Origin of the sequence: Bradyrhizobium prioriisuperbiae, from assembly GCF_032397745.1 — a bacterium.
In the GTDB taxonomy this organism is placed as follows: domain Bacteria; phylum Pseudomonadota; class Alphaproteobacteria; order Rhizobiales; family Xanthobacteraceae; genus Bradyrhizobium_A; species Bradyrhizobium_A prioriisuperbiae.
This window is the reverse complement of the sequence record NZ_CP135921.1, coordinates 2888503-2903612: the sequence shown is the minus strand read 5'-3', so window position 1 is coordinate 2903612 and position 15110 is coordinate 2888503. Positions and strand designations below refer to the sequence as shown.

Sequence of the window (15110 nt, the reverse complement as noted above, 5' to 3'; positions counted from 1 at the left end):
ACTTGCTTGGTCGCTTTTTGCGGGTGCGTGACAATTGAGCGGTGATGAGAGGGCAGCCTGACGCGCTGTCGGCGCCGGCTGCCGCGCCTCGATCAGGTTTCGTCGGCGACGCCATTGCGCAGCACGCCAAGGCGATCAATTTCGACCTCGACGATATCGCCGGGTTTCAACCAGAGCGGTGGGGTTCGCTTGGAACCGACACCGCCGGGCGTCCCCGTCGCGATCACATCGCCCGGCTCGAGGCGCGTGAAGGACGAGCAGTATTCGATCTGACGCGGAATATCGAAGATCATCTGATCGATTGTCGCGTCCTGGACGATCTGTCCATTGACGCGGGTCTGAAGTCGCAGTGGCGCGACATCTCCGAGTTCGTCCGGCGTCATCATCCAGGGACCGAAAGCGCCGGTCTGCGGAAAATTCTTGCCGGGCGTGAACTGATGCGTATGACGCTGGAAATCGCGCACGCTGCCTTCATTATAGCAGGCGTAGCCGGCAATGTGAGACCACGCATCGGACCGCGCGATGTATCGTCCGGGCTTGCCGATGATGATCGCGAGCTCGCCTTCGAAGTCCAGATCGCGCGAAACCTTCGGCCGGATGATGTCGGCGAGATGCCCGGTCTGACTGTTGGCAAATCGGCCGAACACGGTGGGGTTCTCCACCTCGGAGCGTCCGGTTTCCTTGCGGTGCGTCTCGTAGTTCAGACCGATGCAGAGGATTTTATCGGGATTTGGAATCACCGGCAGCCAGGTGATGTCCGCCGCGGGATAACGCCCGGCCTCGCGGACCGCATCGCGCACCGCGGTCAGCGCGTCGGCGGCGATAGCCGATTTGAGGTCGGGATACCGATCGCGCAGGAGAGACCCGACGTCGAGCGCTTGCTCGCCGTCGATCACACCCCAGGTGCTGTTATTGCCGATCCGAAAACTTGCCAACTTCATCTTGATATCCTTTTGATATCCTGGCGTTGAAAACCGCAGCGGTGAACGGAGATTGACACAACAGCTCGCGGTCGATCATTGAAGCCGTTCCGCAAGCCCGGTGAGCAGCGTGCCGAGCGCAGCCTCGTTGCTGGCGACACCGAAGACGTAATGGTCCGGCCGGACAATCGCGGCCCGGCAGCCGTGACGGTCGAACCAGGCCGCGAGAACGCCATCCTCCTCGGCGACGGCATCGTGGCCGGCGCGATCCGCTGCCTCGGCGGCATGGACACGAATCAGCCGCACGCCCAGCCGGATCAGATCGGCCCGCACATCCGCGGTGATATCCGGCGCGCTTCGCTCATCCAGCACAAGCCGCCACCCGGTTCCTGCGGCAGCGTCGAGCAAGCGGCGTCCCACCGCCATCCTGATCCAGGGCTGCGGAAACAGCGTGCCGTGCGCCGGATGAAGCGGGAACGCCAAAAGACCTTTCTGGAGCGGCGGGACGATCTCCTGGCGGGTGAACGTGCGGGGGTGACCGCCGCCTTCTGCAAGGATACGCGCATCCCGCGCCTCGGCCGCGACCGGATCGCGCTCGCAGATGACGTGACCGATCGCCTTGATCCGCGTGGTGAGCTGGCGGACATGCTCGCCCCTCTCCTCGCCATAAGTGTCGAGGAGCGAGGCGCCGGATTGTCCCTTGAGAACCCGATCGAGTTTCCAGACCAGATTTCCGACATCCCGAATGCCCTGGCACATGCCCTGGCCGATGAACGGCGGCTGCTGGTGCGCGGCATCGCCGGCGAGGAATATGCGGCCGCGCCGCCATTGCGCGGCAACGAGCGCATGAAACCGATAGCTCGCGGCACGCCACAGCGTTGCGTCGTGCGGCCCGATCCATCTGGCGAGAAGCCGCCACACGTTCGCCGGCGCTTCCATCTCACGCGGATCTTCCCCCGGCAGCAACATGATCTCGAAGCGACGATGATTGCCGGGGCCAATGATGAACGTCGTCGGTCGGGACGGATCACAGAATTGCGCGGCAGTCTGCGGCAATTTTCCGAGCGCGGCGCCGTCGACCTGCAGATCGACCACAAGCCACGGCTCGTCGAATATGAGGTCTTCGAGGGCGATGCCGAGCTGTTGCCGCGTTCCGCTTGAGGCTCCATCGCAAGCGATGACATAGTCAGCCCTGACGGAGCGCGCCGCTCCCTTGTCGTCGCGCAGATGCAGCGTCACATGATCCGGCGACTGATCGAAACCGAGCAGTTCCGTTCCGAGTTCGACGTCGACGCTGTCATAGGCCGCAGCGTGCTCGCGCAGGGCCGCCTCGACCGGCGGCTGGGTGAAGACCATGCTGGGGGTATAGCCAAGCGGATACGGCTCCGGGACCATATCGATTTGACGTATCAACTGGCCCTTGGCGCCAAAATGCCGGGAGGCCGGGAACGGCGCGACGTAGGGCCGGATGCGCTCCGCGGCGCCGAGGTTGTCGAGCAGGCGAAAGATCTCATGGTCGATCGCGATCGCACGCGGCTTGTCGTAGACGTCGCGCTGACGATCGATGGCCAGCGTTCGTATGTTCCTGTCCCCCAGCAGGCTGGCTGCGATGGCTCCCGAAGGGCCGTGACCGACCACGACAACCTGGACATCGCTCCGGTGCTGTTGTGATGAACGCATCACTCAGGACTCCGCTCGGGATTCGACGGTGTGCGGATCGCGCGGTTAAACATCGGCGTAAGGCACCGCTGTCTGCGCCGCCTTGACATGATCCGCCTTCGGAGAGGCGATGCCCCATTGGTCCGTCCTGCCGGGCGGCCAGACCCATTCCGACGGCCCGCGCAGCACGTAGTTGTCATCGACCTGCAGAACTTCGGCGGTGTATTCGATGACGATCCCGACCGGATCGATGAAGTAGGCGAAGACGTTGTCGCCCGGGCCATGGCGGCCGACGCCCCAGGCGATCGGAAACCCCGCGTCGATCATGCGGCCCGATCCGCGCATCACCGATTCGAGGTTCGGCATCATGAAGGCCACGTGATTGAGTCCGTTCACGGAGGCGTCGGCGATGACGATCGCATGATGGTCGCTGTTGCAGCGCACGAAGGCCATGGCCTTGGTCCGATCCGTCAGGCGAAATCCGAGAGCCCGCTGATAGAACGCAGCCGAGCCATCGACATCAGCACTGTTCACATTGACATGCGCCAGCCTGACCGGCCGATCCGCGGATGGCGGCAATGCAGCGTGCCGCGCGTCCTGGTGCACAAAGCGCAGGACACCGCCGTCCGGCGCTCGGATCGTCATCACCGTCCCGCCATCGGGCTCCGGGTTTGGGACGGGACCGGAGAGCAGCGTCGCGCCATGCTGCCGCGATGCGGCGGCGATCGACTCGAACTCCATATCCATATGCAGCCGAAACGTGATGGCCTTGAGCGCAGGGCGGTCTGCCTGCCGCAAGGCAACCACATGATGATCGGTGCCGCTGGCCCTCAGATATGCGGTGCCCTCGTGGCGGGTCACGAGATCGAGCCCCCAGACCGACGTGTAGAAGTGCTCCGACCGCGCGAGATCGGGCGTATCGAGGTCGACGCTGCGCAAACCCGTAACGGGAAAGTGGGTCATTAGGAGACGTGCTGTCCTGATCCGAGGAGACGTTTCGCACTCTCGCAAATGACGAGGATCGCGTCCGTCAGGGCTGCTTTGATAAACTATAGAAATTGCTTGTGGCAACAAAAATTTATAAATTTAGTCGAACGCCGGAAAAGTATATATATCCGAGTGCGGTTGGCTGACGACGGAAGGGTGTATGGGCGTGAACACGACATCAGTGCTTCGATTGGCGTCACCCAGGCCGTCCTCCACCCAGGCGAGCACGGTCTATGACCGGCTGCGGGAAGACCTGCTGTCCGGGAAGCTCGAGCCAGGCCGGAAATTGCAGATGCGGTTTCTGACCGAGATGTATCTGACCGGTCAGACCCCTCTGCGCGAGGCGCTCAATCGCCTGACCGCCGATGGCCTGATCGAATGTCGCGAACAGCGGGGCTTTTACGTCGCGGATATCAGTCGCAGCGAATTGGCGGAATTGACCAAGACCCGCTGCTGGGTCGAGAGCCTCGCGCTGCGGGAATCCATGGCAGCCGCCACCCCGCAATGGGAGGAGCAGCTTCTGCTTGCGCAGCATCGCCTCGGCCGAACCCCTCGCTCGCTCAATGCCGAGCACTTCGAAGACAATCCGGAGTGGGAAAGGCTGCATCGCATCTACCACAGAACCCTGATCGGGAATTGCGGCTCCCAGTCATTGATCGCGTTTTGCGGACAGCTTGCCGACCAGCTCTACAGATATCGGCGATTGTCGATCCGGAAGGCCTTTCCATCCCGGCATGTGGCCGACGAACATCAGGCGATCATGAACGCGGTGTTGAGCGGTGATGCGGACGCGGCCGTCACCGCACTCACAGCGCACTACACGCAAACGGCTGAAGTCATTCTCAGGGATGAGCGCATATTCCCGGAACTGAGCGACACCAGCAGCGAATTCGCATAATTGCGGTTTGCCCGTCCTCCTCGCGCAACCGAGAATCCCGGCTCGCGCTCCTCATGCGATGGTCCCAGTTGAGCATGCGCCGGGGCATGGTCAAGGTCACGACCTTCCCTCTCCTCGGATGGCAAGCACAACATCGACAAGCGCACCGTCCGCAACGACGTGTCGGGCGACGACAAGCCGACGCTCACGATCATCATTGCGGGAATTTTGACCGCAAGCGGTTGCTGGAGATCGAGACGATGGCGGCGGCGTGATGCCCAGCTGCGATCAGTCTGAATTATTGAAATATATATGCAATTACAATAATTTATAAAAAACTGCATGCAAGATACAAAAATTGATTGCTGACGACCGCCAAATAAATCAGACTTCGACGGCCGGCAGTTGGAGAGAACAATGAGCACGACCGTCTCAGCCGTCGCAGCGACTGACATCGCAAAACCCACCGGTGTCCGGTGGAAGATTTTTCTGCTGATGCTGTTTCTGATCTCGATCAACTATATCGACCGCGCGTCGCTCTCGGTCGCGATGCCGCTGATCTCCAAGGAATTCGATCTCGATCCTGCGATGCAGGGTTTGATCCTCAGCTCGTTCTTCTGGACTTACGCGTTCATGCAGGTTCCAGGCGGCATGCTTGCGGATCGTTTCAAGCCGCGCATCGTGATCGCATCGGCGACGATTTTCTGGGGGGCGTTCCAGGCCATTGCCGCGGCAGCCACGAGCTGGCCGGTGCTGCTGTTGACCCGACTTGGACTGGGCGCATCGGAAGCGCCGATCTATCCCGCGGGCGGCAAGCTCAATGCGATCTGGATGACGCAGACCGAACGGGGGCGCGGTGCGACGCTGCTCGACGGCGGCGCCCCGCTGGGCGCGGCCCTGGGCTCGATCGTCATCGCGTGGCTGATCGCCGCCTTCAGCTCCTGGCGCATCGCATTCGTCATCGCCGGTGTCGGCACCATGCTGTGCGGACTGCTGGCCTGGTATTACATTCGCAACGCGCCGCGGGAACATCCGTCGGTCAACGAAGCGGAGGCGCGCTACATCGAACAATCGCACGCGCTGGAAGACGCCGGCACTCCGGCGCCAGCCGGCGGAAGCTGGATGTCCTATTTCCGGTATCGCTCGGTCTGGTGCATGTGCCTCGGCTGGATGTTCTTCAACGTCACCTTTTATGGCCTGCTGACCTGGATGCCGACCTATCTGTTCAAGGTGCACAATTTCGACATCAAGACACTGGGCGGCGCGTCCTTCATCATTTTCTTTGCAGGCTTTGTCGGTGAACTGATCGGCGGATGGATCGGCGACTTCTGGCGCAGCCGCGGAGGCGCACCGAACCTGGTGTTCCGAACCCTGTTCGGCATTGCCGCGATATCGGCGACGGTGTCGATCTTCTGCGTGGCCTATGTGACGGATCCGGTCGGTGTCGTGGCGCTGCTGTCCGCGACCCTGTTCTTCCTGCGCTGGTGCGGCATGTACTGGGCGATTCCCTCGGCACTGGCGGGGCGCGAAAAATCCGGCTTCCTCGGTGGCTGCATGAATCTCGGCGGCAACATCGCCGGCGTTCTGACGCCGCTGATTGTCGGCTTCATCGTGCAGGCGACGGGATCCTACTTCCTGGCATTGATGTTCTTCGCCGCCGCCGGCGTTGCACTGCTGATCTGCTCGACCCTGATCGACTACAGCCGCAAATTGCCGGTGTAACCACGTATCGAACCCATGGCGGTGGGGCGGAGATCGATCGCCCCACCGCATTGATGACTCTCTCGTGAGGCCTTTGCATGACACCGCGACCGACCCGCTTGGGTATGCTGACCCCCTCGTCCAACACCGCGCTCGAGCCGATCACCAACGCCATGCTGGCGGGCATCACCGATATCTCGGTGCATTTCTCACGCTTCAAGGTCACCGAAATCGCCTTGTCGGACACCGCGCTGCGCCAATTCGACGACAGCGAAATCCTGCGCGCGGCAGAGCTCCTGGCCCATGCCAAGGTCGATGTCATCGCCTGGAACGGAACATCGGCAAGCTGGCTGGGGTTCGAGCGGGACGAGCGTTTGTGTGAACGCATCACCGCGGCGACCGGCATCCGCGCCTGCACCACCGTGCTCGCCTATCGCGACCTGCTCCGGCGCCTCGGCATCACGCGCATTGGCCTGGTGACGCCCTATCGCGACGACGTCCAGGCCAGGATCGTGACCAACTGGGGGTCCGAAGGATTGCAATGCGTCGCGGAGCGGCACTTGTCGCTGCAGGATAATTTTTCATTTGCGGAGGTGCCGGAAACCAAGGTGGCCGGCTTGATCGAAGACGTGGTGCGCGAAGGCTGCGACGCCGTTGCCGTGCTCTGCACCAACATGCGCGGCGCCGGCGCGGCACATCGCCTGGAACAGCAGCTGGGTGTCCCGGTGTTCGATTCGATTGCAGTGACGCTGTGGGCGTGCTTGATCGCGGTCGGTATGGATCCGCGGCGCATCCAGGGCTGGGGGAGCTTGTTCACGACGCCCGCTCTCGCTGATACCGCAGGCCCACGCGTGGAGCCGCCCCGGGCACCTCAAGGGCCGTCGTCCTCATGAAACGCACGAAATCGACCGAAATCAAAACCAAAGCCCGACCCAAGCGGCCACGGGATCTGGCAGCGCTGCCGCGGCGGCTGCTTCGCGTGCCGCGAACCGGCCTGCATGAACGGGCCGCGACACGGCTTCGTCTGCTGATCGTCCGCGGCGATCTCGCGCCGGGACAGCAATTGCTCGAAACCGACCTCTCCGAAGCGCTCGGGGTGTCGCGGACTCCGCTGCGCGAAGCCCTGAAACAACTGGCCTCCGAAGGCCTGGTCGAGCTGCGCCTGAACCGGACCGCCATCGTTGCTCCACTGCGGCGCGACGAACTGGCCGAATTGTTCGAAGCGCTGAGCGGGATCGAACGATGCGCGGCGGAGCTCGCCGCAACACGGATGGAGCCGCGCGACCTGGAACAGCTGGAGGCCTTCCAGGCCAGCATCGAAAAACATCACAGCCGCGGCGAGATGCGTCAGTACTTCGAGATCAACCAGCAGATTCATCGCGCAATCGTCGGCTTTTCCCGCAACGGGGTGCTGATCTCCACCCATGACGTGTTGCTGCCGCGCGCGGAGCGGGCGCGCTTCTTCGGCCTGTCGGTTCTCGGACGATGGGATGAATCCGTCAGAGATCATCAGGAGATTCTGGACGCACTCAAGACCGGCGACGCGGAGCGTGCAGGACAATTGCTTGCACATCACGTTCGCCGCACCGGTGAGGTGGTGGCCGAGGCGCTGCCGGCGCAGGCGGACGATGCGGAGGCCGCGAAACCGCGGCGCAATGTCCGGATTGCAATGACGAGAAAGGCCGCCCTGTGAAAATCCTGCTGCTCAATCCCAACACGACGGTTGCCGTGACCGACCTGCTCCATCTTGCCGGCTCGAAGATCATGTCGCCGGGGACCGAACTGATTGCGGCGACCGCCGAACGCGGGGTGCCCTATATCGCCACCCGGGCCGAAGCCCAGATCGGCGGCGCGATTGCGCTGGAGATGCTGGCTGCGGCCGATTCCAGCGTTGACGCCGCGATCATCGCCGCTTTTGGAGATCCCGGCCTGTTCGGGGCGCGAGAGCTGTTCGATATTCCGGTCGTCGGCCTTGCCGAAGCCGCGATGCTGACGGCCTGCATGCTGGGCCGCCGGTTTTCAATCGTGACGTTCGCGCGCGCGCTCGCGCCCTGGTATCAGGAATGCGTCGCCATGCACGGCCTCGAAACCCGCTGTGCGGGCATCCGCACGCTCGACGGCGCCTTCACCTCCATTTCCGATGTCCAGGCCGAAAAGGAGGATATGCTGGTGTCGCTGGCGAACCGCGCGGTGGAACAGGACGATGCCGATGTCGTCATCCTGTCCGGCGCTCCGCTGGCCGGCCTGGCCGACAAGATCCGCGATCGCATTCCGGTCCCGGTGGTCGATCCGACCGCCGCCGCCGTACGGCAGGCGGAGACCCTCGTCACTCTCAAGCCGCGCAAGGCCACCGTCGGAACGTTCCGCCGCCCGGATCCGAAGCCCACGATCGGGCTTCCCGGACCACTGGCCGCCATGATCGAGCACAAGCCGCGCCCTGGGGCGAAAGGAGGATCACGCTAATGCCGTTCGACACCATCATTCGCGGCGGCACGGTTGCCACCGCCGCCGATACGTTCGCGTGCGACGTCGCCATCCGTGACGGCCGCATCGTCGCGCTGGGCCACGATCTCGGAGCGGCCGATACGATCATCGATGCGACCGACAGGCTGGTGCTGCCGGGCGGCATCGACAGCCATGTTCACTTCGCCCAGCCATCGGGCGACGGCATTGTCATGGCCGACGGCTTTGCCACCGGCACGCGCTCGGCGGCCTTCGGCGGCAACACCACGGTGCTGCCGTTTTGTCTTCAGGAGAAGGGCCAGACGCTGCGCGAGGCGTTGCGGAATTACCATGCCAAGGCGGAGGGTGAATGCCATGTCGACGTGGCCTTTCACCTGATCGTCACCGATCCGACCGAGCAGGTGCTCGGGCAGGAGCTGCCGGCCCTGGTGCAGGACGGCTACACCTCGCTCAAGGTCTTCATGACCTATGAAGGCATGGCGCTGTCGGACGGCGAGCTTCTGGAAACGATGGCGGTCGCGCGCGAGACCGGCGCGGTGCTGATGGTGCATGCGGAAAATTTCGATGCCATCCGCTTCCTCACCGACCGGCTGGAGCGCGCCGGCAACACCGCGCCGCGCTTTCATGCGACCTCACGGCCGATCCCGGTAGAGCGCGAGGCCACCCATCGCGCGATTTCGCTGTCCGAGCTCATCGATGTGCCGATCATGATCGTGCACGTCTCGAACCGCGGGGCGATGGAGGAAATCCGCCGCGCCCGGCAGCGCGGACTCAATGTGATGGGCGAGACCTGCCCGCAATACCTGGTCCTGACCGAGAAAGACCTCGATCAGTTGAACATGGAGGGCGCCAAATACGTCTGCTCGCCACCGCCGCGCGACGTCGACAGCCAGCAGGCATGCTGGGAAGGCCTGCAGCAGAATGTTTTCTCGGTGTTCTCGTCGGACCATTGTCCGTTCCGCTACGACGATCCGCAGGGCAAACTGACACCCAAGGGACGCACCAGTTTCCGCTGGGTGCCGAACGGAATTCCGGGCGTGGCGACACGCCTTCCGATCCTGTTCTCGGAAGGCGTGGTCAAGGGACGCATCGACCTCAACGCGTTCGTGGCACTGACCGCGACCAATCACGCCAAGATCTATGGCCTCTATCCGCGCAAGGGAACGATCGCAGTGGGCTCGGACGCCGACATCGCGCTGTGGGATCCCAAGCGCAAGGTCACGATCCGCCACGACCTCATCCACGACGATTCGGACTACACACCGTATGAAGGGCTGGACGTGACGGGCTGGCCTGTGCTGACCATGGTCCGCGGGCGCGTGGTCGTGGACGACGGCGTCCTGGTCGGCGCCAAAGGCCATGGAGCATACCTGCAGCGGACCCAACCGCCGGCACACCCCGGCGCAGCGCAACCATAAAGCCATATCACGATCTCATTTTTTTGTTTGAGCATGATCTTTTCGGAAAACCGGATTCCACTTTTCCGGATCATGCTCTGAACCGAGCGGAGACCGACATGCCCTATGCGACCACGGACGACGGCGTACGTTTGTATTTCGAGGAAACCGGATCAGGGCATCCGGTGATCCTGGTGCATGAATTCGCCGGCGATTTGCGCAGCTACGAGCAGCAGATGCGCCATTTCGGAAAACGCTATCGCACCATCGCCTTCAATGCGCGCGGTTTCCCGCCGTCCGATGTGCCCGAGCACGTCTCGTCCTATTCGCAGGCCCGCGCCGCCGACGACATTCTCGCCGTGCTCGATCATCTCGGTGAACCACAGGCGCATGTGATCGGGCTATCGATGGGCGGATTTGCGACGCTGCATTTCGGCCTGCGCCACCCGCGGCGTGCGTTGTCGCTGTGCATCGGCGGCTGCGGTTATGGCGCTGAACTCGACAAGCGCGAGACTTTCCGGGCCGAGGCCGACGTGATCGCCGGCATGATTCGCAGCGAAGGCATGCCGGCCTTCGCCGAACGCTACGCTTATGGCCCGACCCGCGTGCAATATGAAAACAAGGATCCGCGCGGCCACGCCGAATTCAAGGCGATGCTCGCCGAGCATTCGGCGGTTGGATCGGCCAACACCCAGCAGGGCGTCCAGAAGGAGCGCCCCTCGCTCTACACGCTGGTCGAGGAGATGCGGCGCATCACCGTGCCGACGCTGATCATCACCGGCGACGAAGACTGGCCGTGCCTTCTGCCGGGCATCCTGATGAAACAAAACATCCCTTCGGCAGCCCTGGTGGTGATGCCGAATGCGGGGCATGCGATCAACATCGAAGAGCCGGAGGAGTACAACCGGATCGTCGGCGATTTCCTCTCCCAGGTCGAAAGCGGGCGCTGGCCGAGCCGCGATCCGCGCGCCGTCAGCACGTCGATCACGGGAATGAACAAGGGATAGCGCCCAGTCCTTGAGGGAACCGTTGGGCCGCGACGGCCTCCGCCCGTCCTGCCCGGCGGGGAACCCAAAGCCTACTCCGTCGTTATCTCCTGTCGGGCGTTTCAACGGAGGCGGCGATGGCGGACCTTTGGCGACAGGCGCGTGGAGACGTCACAGAGGACATGCGTGGCGTGGGGCATGAAGAGGCCACTTATTTTGCCGGATGGGCTGTGAGCTGCGTTGCAGCATTGGGTGCGGTTCTCCTGCTCTGGCAATTGGGGTTTTGAGCACGGCCGTGTGAGCTGTGCCCGATAGCCGGATGTCCCAGATGAGGGGGTCCTTTGGACGTATCCCCCTGAGAACACGCGGCTATGATCACCCGAGGCAGCATCCTGCTTGGATTTGCGATCGTCGCAGCGGCCTGTTCATCCGCCGCCTTTGCACGCAGCCCCACCGAATCGCAGGCGGCCGTGACCACCGGGATTGAAGTGTCCGCCCCGACCGACTCCAGCGCCGCCCGTCGACAGCGCAAGGTGCGACGCGCTGCGGTCAGATCAGACCCGAGCCCTCTCGGCGCGCCGAGCTCCAGCAGTTATCCCGGTTATGGGTATGGCGTGGGCGATAACTCGAGTTGTGCCTGTTAGAGCCGGAACAACATCTCTCCTCATGGTGAGGAGCGCGGCACGCGCGTCTCGAACCATGAGGCCCCGAATAGTGGCATCCGGGGCCTCGTCCTTCGAGACGGCGCCATAACAGCCGCAGGCTGCGTAAACTTGCCTGCATGCGCCTCCTCAGGATGAGGAATTAGGTTTGTGTATGACGCACGAAGTACTTACTCCGGCGAGATCTTCCCCGCCTCGATCACCGTCTTCCAGCGCGCGATCTCTTCCGCCAGGAACGTCCGGAATTGTTCGCCATTCGTGGCCACGACGTCGAAGCCGATGGCCTCGAACTTGGCCTTGATGTCCGGCGAGTTGGCCGATGCGGCGAGCTCGGCCTCGAGCGTAGCCTTGACGGCCGGGGGCAGACCCTTGGGCGCGGCGGTCGCCTGCCAGGAATACACAGCCAGATCCTTCACGCCCGCCTCTTCCATGGTCGGCACGTCGGGCAGCGTCGGGTTGCGCTTGTCGCTGGTGACGGCCAGCGCCTTGAGCTGGCCACCCTTGATGGCCTGCGCAACCGCGCCGAGATTCTGGAAGGAAACGTTGGCGTGGCCGCCGATCAGATCGTTGATGGCCGGGCCGCCGCCCTTGTAGGGCACATGCAGGCCGGTGGTGCCGGTCTTCTGCCAGAACATCGCGGCGGTCAGATGGTCGGACGAGCCGGTGCCGGATGAGGCGAAGGTGACCTTGTCCGGATTGGCCTTGAGATAGGCGATCAGTTCCTTGACGGTGTTGGCGGGGAAACTGGGCGTGGCCACCAGCACATTGGGCGTGCGGACGGCGACGCTGAGGAGATCGAAATCAGCCTGCGGATCGTAACGCAGATCCTTGAACAGCGCGGGATTGATAGCGAACACGCCGATCGAGCCCACCAGCAAGGTGTAGCCATCCGGCTTCGCCTGCTTCACCGCCAGCGCGCCGATGGCGCCGTTGGCGCCGGCGCGGTTTTCGATGATCACGCTCTGCTTCACGCGCTCGGCCATTTTGGTGGTGATCAGCCGCGCCGTGGTATCGGACGCGCCGCCCGCGGAAAATGGCACGATGACGGTGACGGTGTGGTCGGGATAGTCGGCGGCATGGGTGCTTGTGATGGGACTGGCGGCGATGGCCAGCAGAGCGAGGGTGAGACCCTTGGCGAGATGTGTTGTTGTTTTCATTGAGCGTTCCTTCCGGTGACGTGATTATCGATACGATTCATTTCGTAAATGATCCGTGGGCAGTCACCCCACCCACATTGTCATCACCGGGCTTGTCCCGGTGATCTCGCTTAGGGACGCAGTGCGTCCCTGAACGGGGTTGCCGGGACAAGCCCGGCAACGACAAAGATAAAGTGATCGAGGCGCCATCGCTTGCCCGACGACGACATTACGTCGCCCCATGCGACTCGACGTAAAGCGCATACAGCGAATGCGAGGCCGTCATGTACAGCCGATTGTTCTTCGGCCCGCCGAAGGTCAAATTGGCGCAGCGTTCGGGCAGACGGATGAAGCCGATCGGCTTGCCCTGCGGGTTGAACACCATGACGCCGTCGAGATCCTCCGACTTGCCGCGGAGCTGATAGACCTTGCGGCCCTCGACGTCCGTCGGCTCCGGCTGCAGCGCGCCGTTGCTGCCCCAGCCGCACCAGAGATTGCCGTCGCGGTCGACGCGGAAGCCGTCGAGCGCGCCTTGATTGGCGGCATCGATCAGCTTGGTCTTGTTTTCCACCGTGCCGTCAGCCTTGACGTCATAACTCCAGATGCTGCGGTTGGGCGTGCCTTTCCACTCGACCACATAGAGCTTCTTCTCGTCGGGAGAGAACGCGAGACCATTGGGATTGACCAGATCGGTGATGACGGCGGTGAGCTTGCCGTCCTTGCCGATGCGGAACACGTTGGTGGCGGCCTGCTCGGACTTCGCCTTGAAGCCTTCCCACTCGCCATTGATGCCGAACAAGGGATCGGTGAACCAGACGGTGTCGTCGGACTTCACCACGATGTCGTTCGGCGCATTGAGGCGCTTGCCTTCAAAGCTGTCGGCCAGCACCGTGATCTTGCCGCCCTTTTCGGTGCGGGTGATGCGGCGAGTGACCGAGTGTTCGCAGGTGACGAGGCGGCCCAGGCGATCCCGGGTGTTGCCGTTGGCGAAATTCGCATTGCTGCGAAACACGCTGAAGCTGCCGTCCTTCTCGCTGTATTTCATGATGCGGTTGTTGGGGATGTCGCTGCACAAGAGATATCCACCGTCCGGGAAATACACCGGACCTTCCGCCCAGCGCATGCCGGAGGCGAGCTGCTCGACGGTCGAGCTGTAGATGCGATACTTCGTGAAGCTGGGATCGAGGATTTCGACCGCAGGATCCGGATAACGCTGGTTCGGCTTGAACGGAAACGACTGCGCCATCGCGCGGCCGGCCACGACTGTGGCCGCGCTCGCACCGGCAGCCGTCAGCAAATGTCGACGTGAGATGTCCATGTGAAGTCCCCCCATGTGTCGCGGCCCGATGCCAATGCCGGGTCCGGTGTTTTGCGAAAGCGTACGTGAGGGAATCTCGCGTGGTCCAGTCCTGTTGCGGTATCGATCGATGCTGATCGGGTATCGATGGGCCGAGCGCGCTGCGCCAAAATAGCGCAGGTGCGGGGAAGTGCTGATTGCGGACTACGCAGCGCTATTTCGCTCTACGCGCTTACGTGAGCAATTCGTCACGCGCGGCATATTCCGGATCCATCTCGGCGCGCTCAACGGCATCGATTACCACCTGAGACGTATCGACTGTCCAATGCCTGCGCCTGGCAGCCGCGGTCAGCCAGTCATAGTGTTCGGCGGACATCAGCACGAATTCTCGCCGGCCATGGCGCGTGATCTCCACCGGCTCCCACTGCGCCTGATGCTGAAACTGGCCGAATTTGCGCAAGAATTCCAAAGCGCTTGTCTCAACCATGCCAAGGCATCCCGGTGATTTTGGTCCGTATAACATACCCGGGTCTCGCTTCGCTTACCCGGGCTACGGCGCAAATCCGCGTTGCGCAACGCCTTGCCATATGCGACGATCTGTAGCGCTACAAGCGCCTGAACTTGCAAGGATATGGATATGGATGAGAGCCTGCCCGACCTGGGAGACCTCGAGCGCGAGGTGATGCAACTGGTCTGGGCCGACGGGCCGATCACGGCCGAGGCGGTGCGGGAGCAGCTGTCGCGCAAGCTGAAGGAATCCACGGTGCGCACGGTGCTGCGGCGGCTGGAGGAGAAGGGCTACACCACCCACACGGTGGACGGGCGCACCTATGTGTATCAGGCGGCCCAGCCGCGCGGCGAGGTGGCGGCGAAGGCGGTGAAGCGTATTGTGGACTGGTTCTGCAACGGCTCAGTCGAGGAGGTGCTGGTCGGCATGGTCGACAACGACATGCTGGACCAGAAACAGCTGCGGTCGCTCGCCGACCAGGTTGCCAAGGCGCGGGCGAAGGGAGGGAGGAAATAAC

At 63.0% G+C, this 15110-nt stretch carries 14 protein-coding genes; 8 read left to right on the top strand and 6 right to left on the bottom strand.

Annotated elements, in window-relative coordinates:
• Nucleotides 1–92 precede the first annotated feature (92 nt).
• From RS897_RS13650 to RS897_RS13640, 3 genes are all read right to left on the bottom strand, one after another.
• A complete protein-coding gene (locus RS897_RS13650) occupies nucleotides 93–941 on the bottom strand; it encodes a fumarylacetoacetate hydrolase family protein (protein WP_315837060.1) in 849 nt (282 codons plus the stop codon).
• 75 nt (nucleotides 942–1016) lie between these two features.
• Nucleotides 1017–2600, bottom strand: a complete 1584-nt coding sequence (gene mhpA / locus RS897_RS13645; protein ID WP_315837059.1) for a bifunctional 3-(3-hydroxy-phenyl)propionate/3-hydroxycinnamic acid hydroxylase MhpA — start codon at nucleotides 2598–2600, stop codon at nucleotides 1017–1019.
• Between the two features lie 45 nt (nucleotides 2601–2645).
• Nucleotides 2646–3542 carry a VOC family protein gene (locus RS897_RS13640; RefSeq protein WP_315837058.1) on the bottom strand — a complete coding sequence of 299 codons (897 nt, stop codon included), beginning with the start codon at nucleotides 3540–3542 and terminating at the stop codon, nucleotides 2646–2648.
• A gap of 190 nt (nucleotides 3543–3732) precedes the next feature.
• Here RS897_RS13640 and RS897_RS13635 point away from each other — a divergent pair, with 190 nt between their 5' ends.
• From RS897_RS13635 to RS897_RS13605, 7 genes are all read left to right on the top strand, one after another.
• On the top strand, nucleotides 3733–4464 hold the full coding sequence (locus RS897_RS13635) for a GntR family transcriptional regulator (RefSeq protein WP_407654484.1): 732 nt from the start codon (nucleotides 3733–3735) through the stop codon (nucleotides 4462–4464).
• A 396-nt stretch (nucleotides 4465–4860) separates the two neighbouring features.
• On the top strand, nucleotides 4861–6165 hold the full coding sequence (locus RS897_RS13630; RefSeq protein ID WP_315837056.1) for an MFS transporter: 1305 nt from the start codon (nucleotides 4861–4863) through the stop codon (nucleotides 6163–6165).
• Between the two features lie 77 nt (nucleotides 6166–6242).
• Nucleotides 6243–7037, top strand: a complete 795-nt coding sequence (locus RS897_RS13625) for a maleate cis-trans isomerase family protein (RefSeq protein ID WP_315837055.1) — start codon at nucleotides 6243–6245, stop codon at nucleotides 7035–7037.
• The gene (locus RS897_RS13620) at nucleotides 7034–7837 is read left to right on the top strand and encodes a GntR family transcriptional regulator (RefSeq protein WP_315837054.1); all 804 of its coding nucleotides are present in this window, start codon (nucleotides 7034–7036) and stop codon (nucleotides 7835–7837) included. The genes RS897_RS13625 and RS897_RS13620 overlap by 4 nt, the downstream gene beginning before the upstream one ends.
• Nucleotides 7834–8607: an aspartate/glutamate racemase family protein gene (locus tag RS897_RS13615; RefSeq protein WP_315837053.1), complete on the top strand. Its 774-nt coding sequence runs from the start codon at nucleotides 7834–7836 to the stop codon at nucleotides 8605–8607. The genes RS897_RS13620 and RS897_RS13615 overlap by 4 nt, the downstream gene beginning before the upstream one ends.
• Complete coding sequence (gene hydA / locus RS897_RS13610; protein ID WP_315837052.1) at nucleotides 8607–10025, top strand: dihydropyrimidinase; 1419 nt, start codon at nucleotides 8607–8609, stop codon at nucleotides 10023–10025. The genes RS897_RS13615 and hydA overlap by 1 nt, the downstream gene beginning before the upstream one ends.
• A gap of 98 nt (nucleotides 10026–10123) precedes the next feature.
• Nucleotides 10124–11011, top strand: a complete 888-nt coding sequence (locus RS897_RS13605) for an alpha/beta fold hydrolase (protein WP_315837051.1) — start codon at nucleotides 10124–10126, stop codon at nucleotides 11009–11011.
• An 811-nt stretch (nucleotides 11012–11822) separates the two neighbouring features.
• On the opposite strand, the gene RS897_RS13600 is transcribed toward RS897_RS13605, so the two are convergent.
• From RS897_RS13600 to RS897_RS13590, 3 genes are all read right to left on the bottom strand, one after another.
• Nucleotides 11823–12809, bottom strand: coding sequence for a Bug family tripartite tricarboxylate transporter substrate binding protein (locus tag RS897_RS13600; RefSeq protein ID WP_315837050.1), 987 nt, complete (start codon nucleotides 12807–12809; stop codon nucleotides 11823–11825).
• A gap of 208 nt (nucleotides 12810–13017) precedes the next feature.
• Nucleotides 13018–14106, bottom strand: a complete 1089-nt coding sequence (locus RS897_RS13595) for an SMP-30/gluconolactonase/LRE family protein (protein WP_315837049.1) — start codon at nucleotides 14104–14106, stop codon at nucleotides 13018–13020.
• A gap of 211 nt (nucleotides 14107–14317) precedes the next feature.
• Nucleotides 14318–14572 carry a type II toxin-antitoxin system prevent-host-death family antitoxin gene (locus RS897_RS13590; RefSeq protein WP_315837048.1) on the bottom strand — a complete coding sequence of 85 codons (255 nt, stop codon included), beginning with the start codon at nucleotides 14570–14572 and terminating at the stop codon, nucleotides 14318–14320.
• A 150-nt stretch (nucleotides 14573–14722) separates the two neighbouring features.
• Between RS897_RS13590 and RS897_RS13585 the strand changes: the two genes are divergently transcribed.
• Complete coding sequence (locus tag RS897_RS13585) at nucleotides 14723–15109, top strand: BlaI/MecI/CopY family transcriptional regulator (RefSeq protein ID WP_315837047.1); 387 nt, start codon at nucleotides 14723–14725, stop codon at nucleotides 15107–15109.
• The last annotated feature ends 1 nt before the right edge of the window (nucleotide 15110 follow it).

Bases quoted from the DNA above. Each gene is read 5' to 3' on its own strand.
- RS897_RS13585 (WP_315837047.1), top strand. From the start codon at position 14,723: ATGGATGAGAGCCTGCCCGACCTGGGAGACCTCGAGCGCGAGGTGATG.
- RS897_RS13625 (WP_315837055.1), top strand. From the start codon at position 6,243: ATGACACCGCGACCGACCCGCTTGGGTATGCTGACCCCCTCGTCCAAC.
- RS897_RS13595 (WP_315837049.1), bottom strand. From the start codon at position 14,106: ATGGACATCTCACGTCGACATTTGCTGACGGCTGCCGGTGCGAGCGCG.
- RS897_RS13640 (WP_315837058.1), bottom strand. From the start codon at position 3,542: ATGACCCACTTTCCCGTTACGGGTTTGCGCAGCGTCGACCTCGATACG.
- mhpA (WP_315837059.1), bottom strand. From the start codon at position 2,600: ATGCGTTCATCACAACAGCACCGGAGCGATGTCCAGGTTGTCGTGGTC.
- RS897_RS13600 (WP_315837050.1), bottom strand. From the start codon at position 12,809: ATGAAAACAACAACACATCTCGCCAAGGGTCTCACCCTCGCTCTGCTG.
- RS897_RS13620 (WP_315837054.1), top strand. From the start codon at position 7,034: ATGAAACGCACGAAATCGACCGAAATCAAAACCAAAGCCCGACCCAAG.
- hydA (WP_315837052.1), top strand. From the start codon at position 8,607: ATGCCGTTCGACACCATCATTCGCGGCGGCACGGTTGCCACCGCCGCC.
- RS897_RS13630 (WP_315837056.1), top strand. From the start codon at position 4,861: ATGAGCACGACCGTCTCAGCCGTCGCAGCGACTGACATCGCAAAACCC.
- RS897_RS13650 (WP_315837060.1), bottom strand. From the start codon at position 941: ATGAAGTTGGCAAGTTTTCGGATCGGCAATAACAGCACCTGGGGTGTG.
- RS897_RS13590 (WP_315837048.1), bottom strand. From the start codon at position 14,572: ATGGTTGAGACAAGCGCTTTGGAATTCTTGCGCAAATTCGGCCAGTTT.
- RS897_RS13605 (WP_315837051.1), top strand. From the start codon at position 10,124: ATGCCCTATGCGACCACGGACGACGGCGTACGTTTGTATTTCGAGGAA.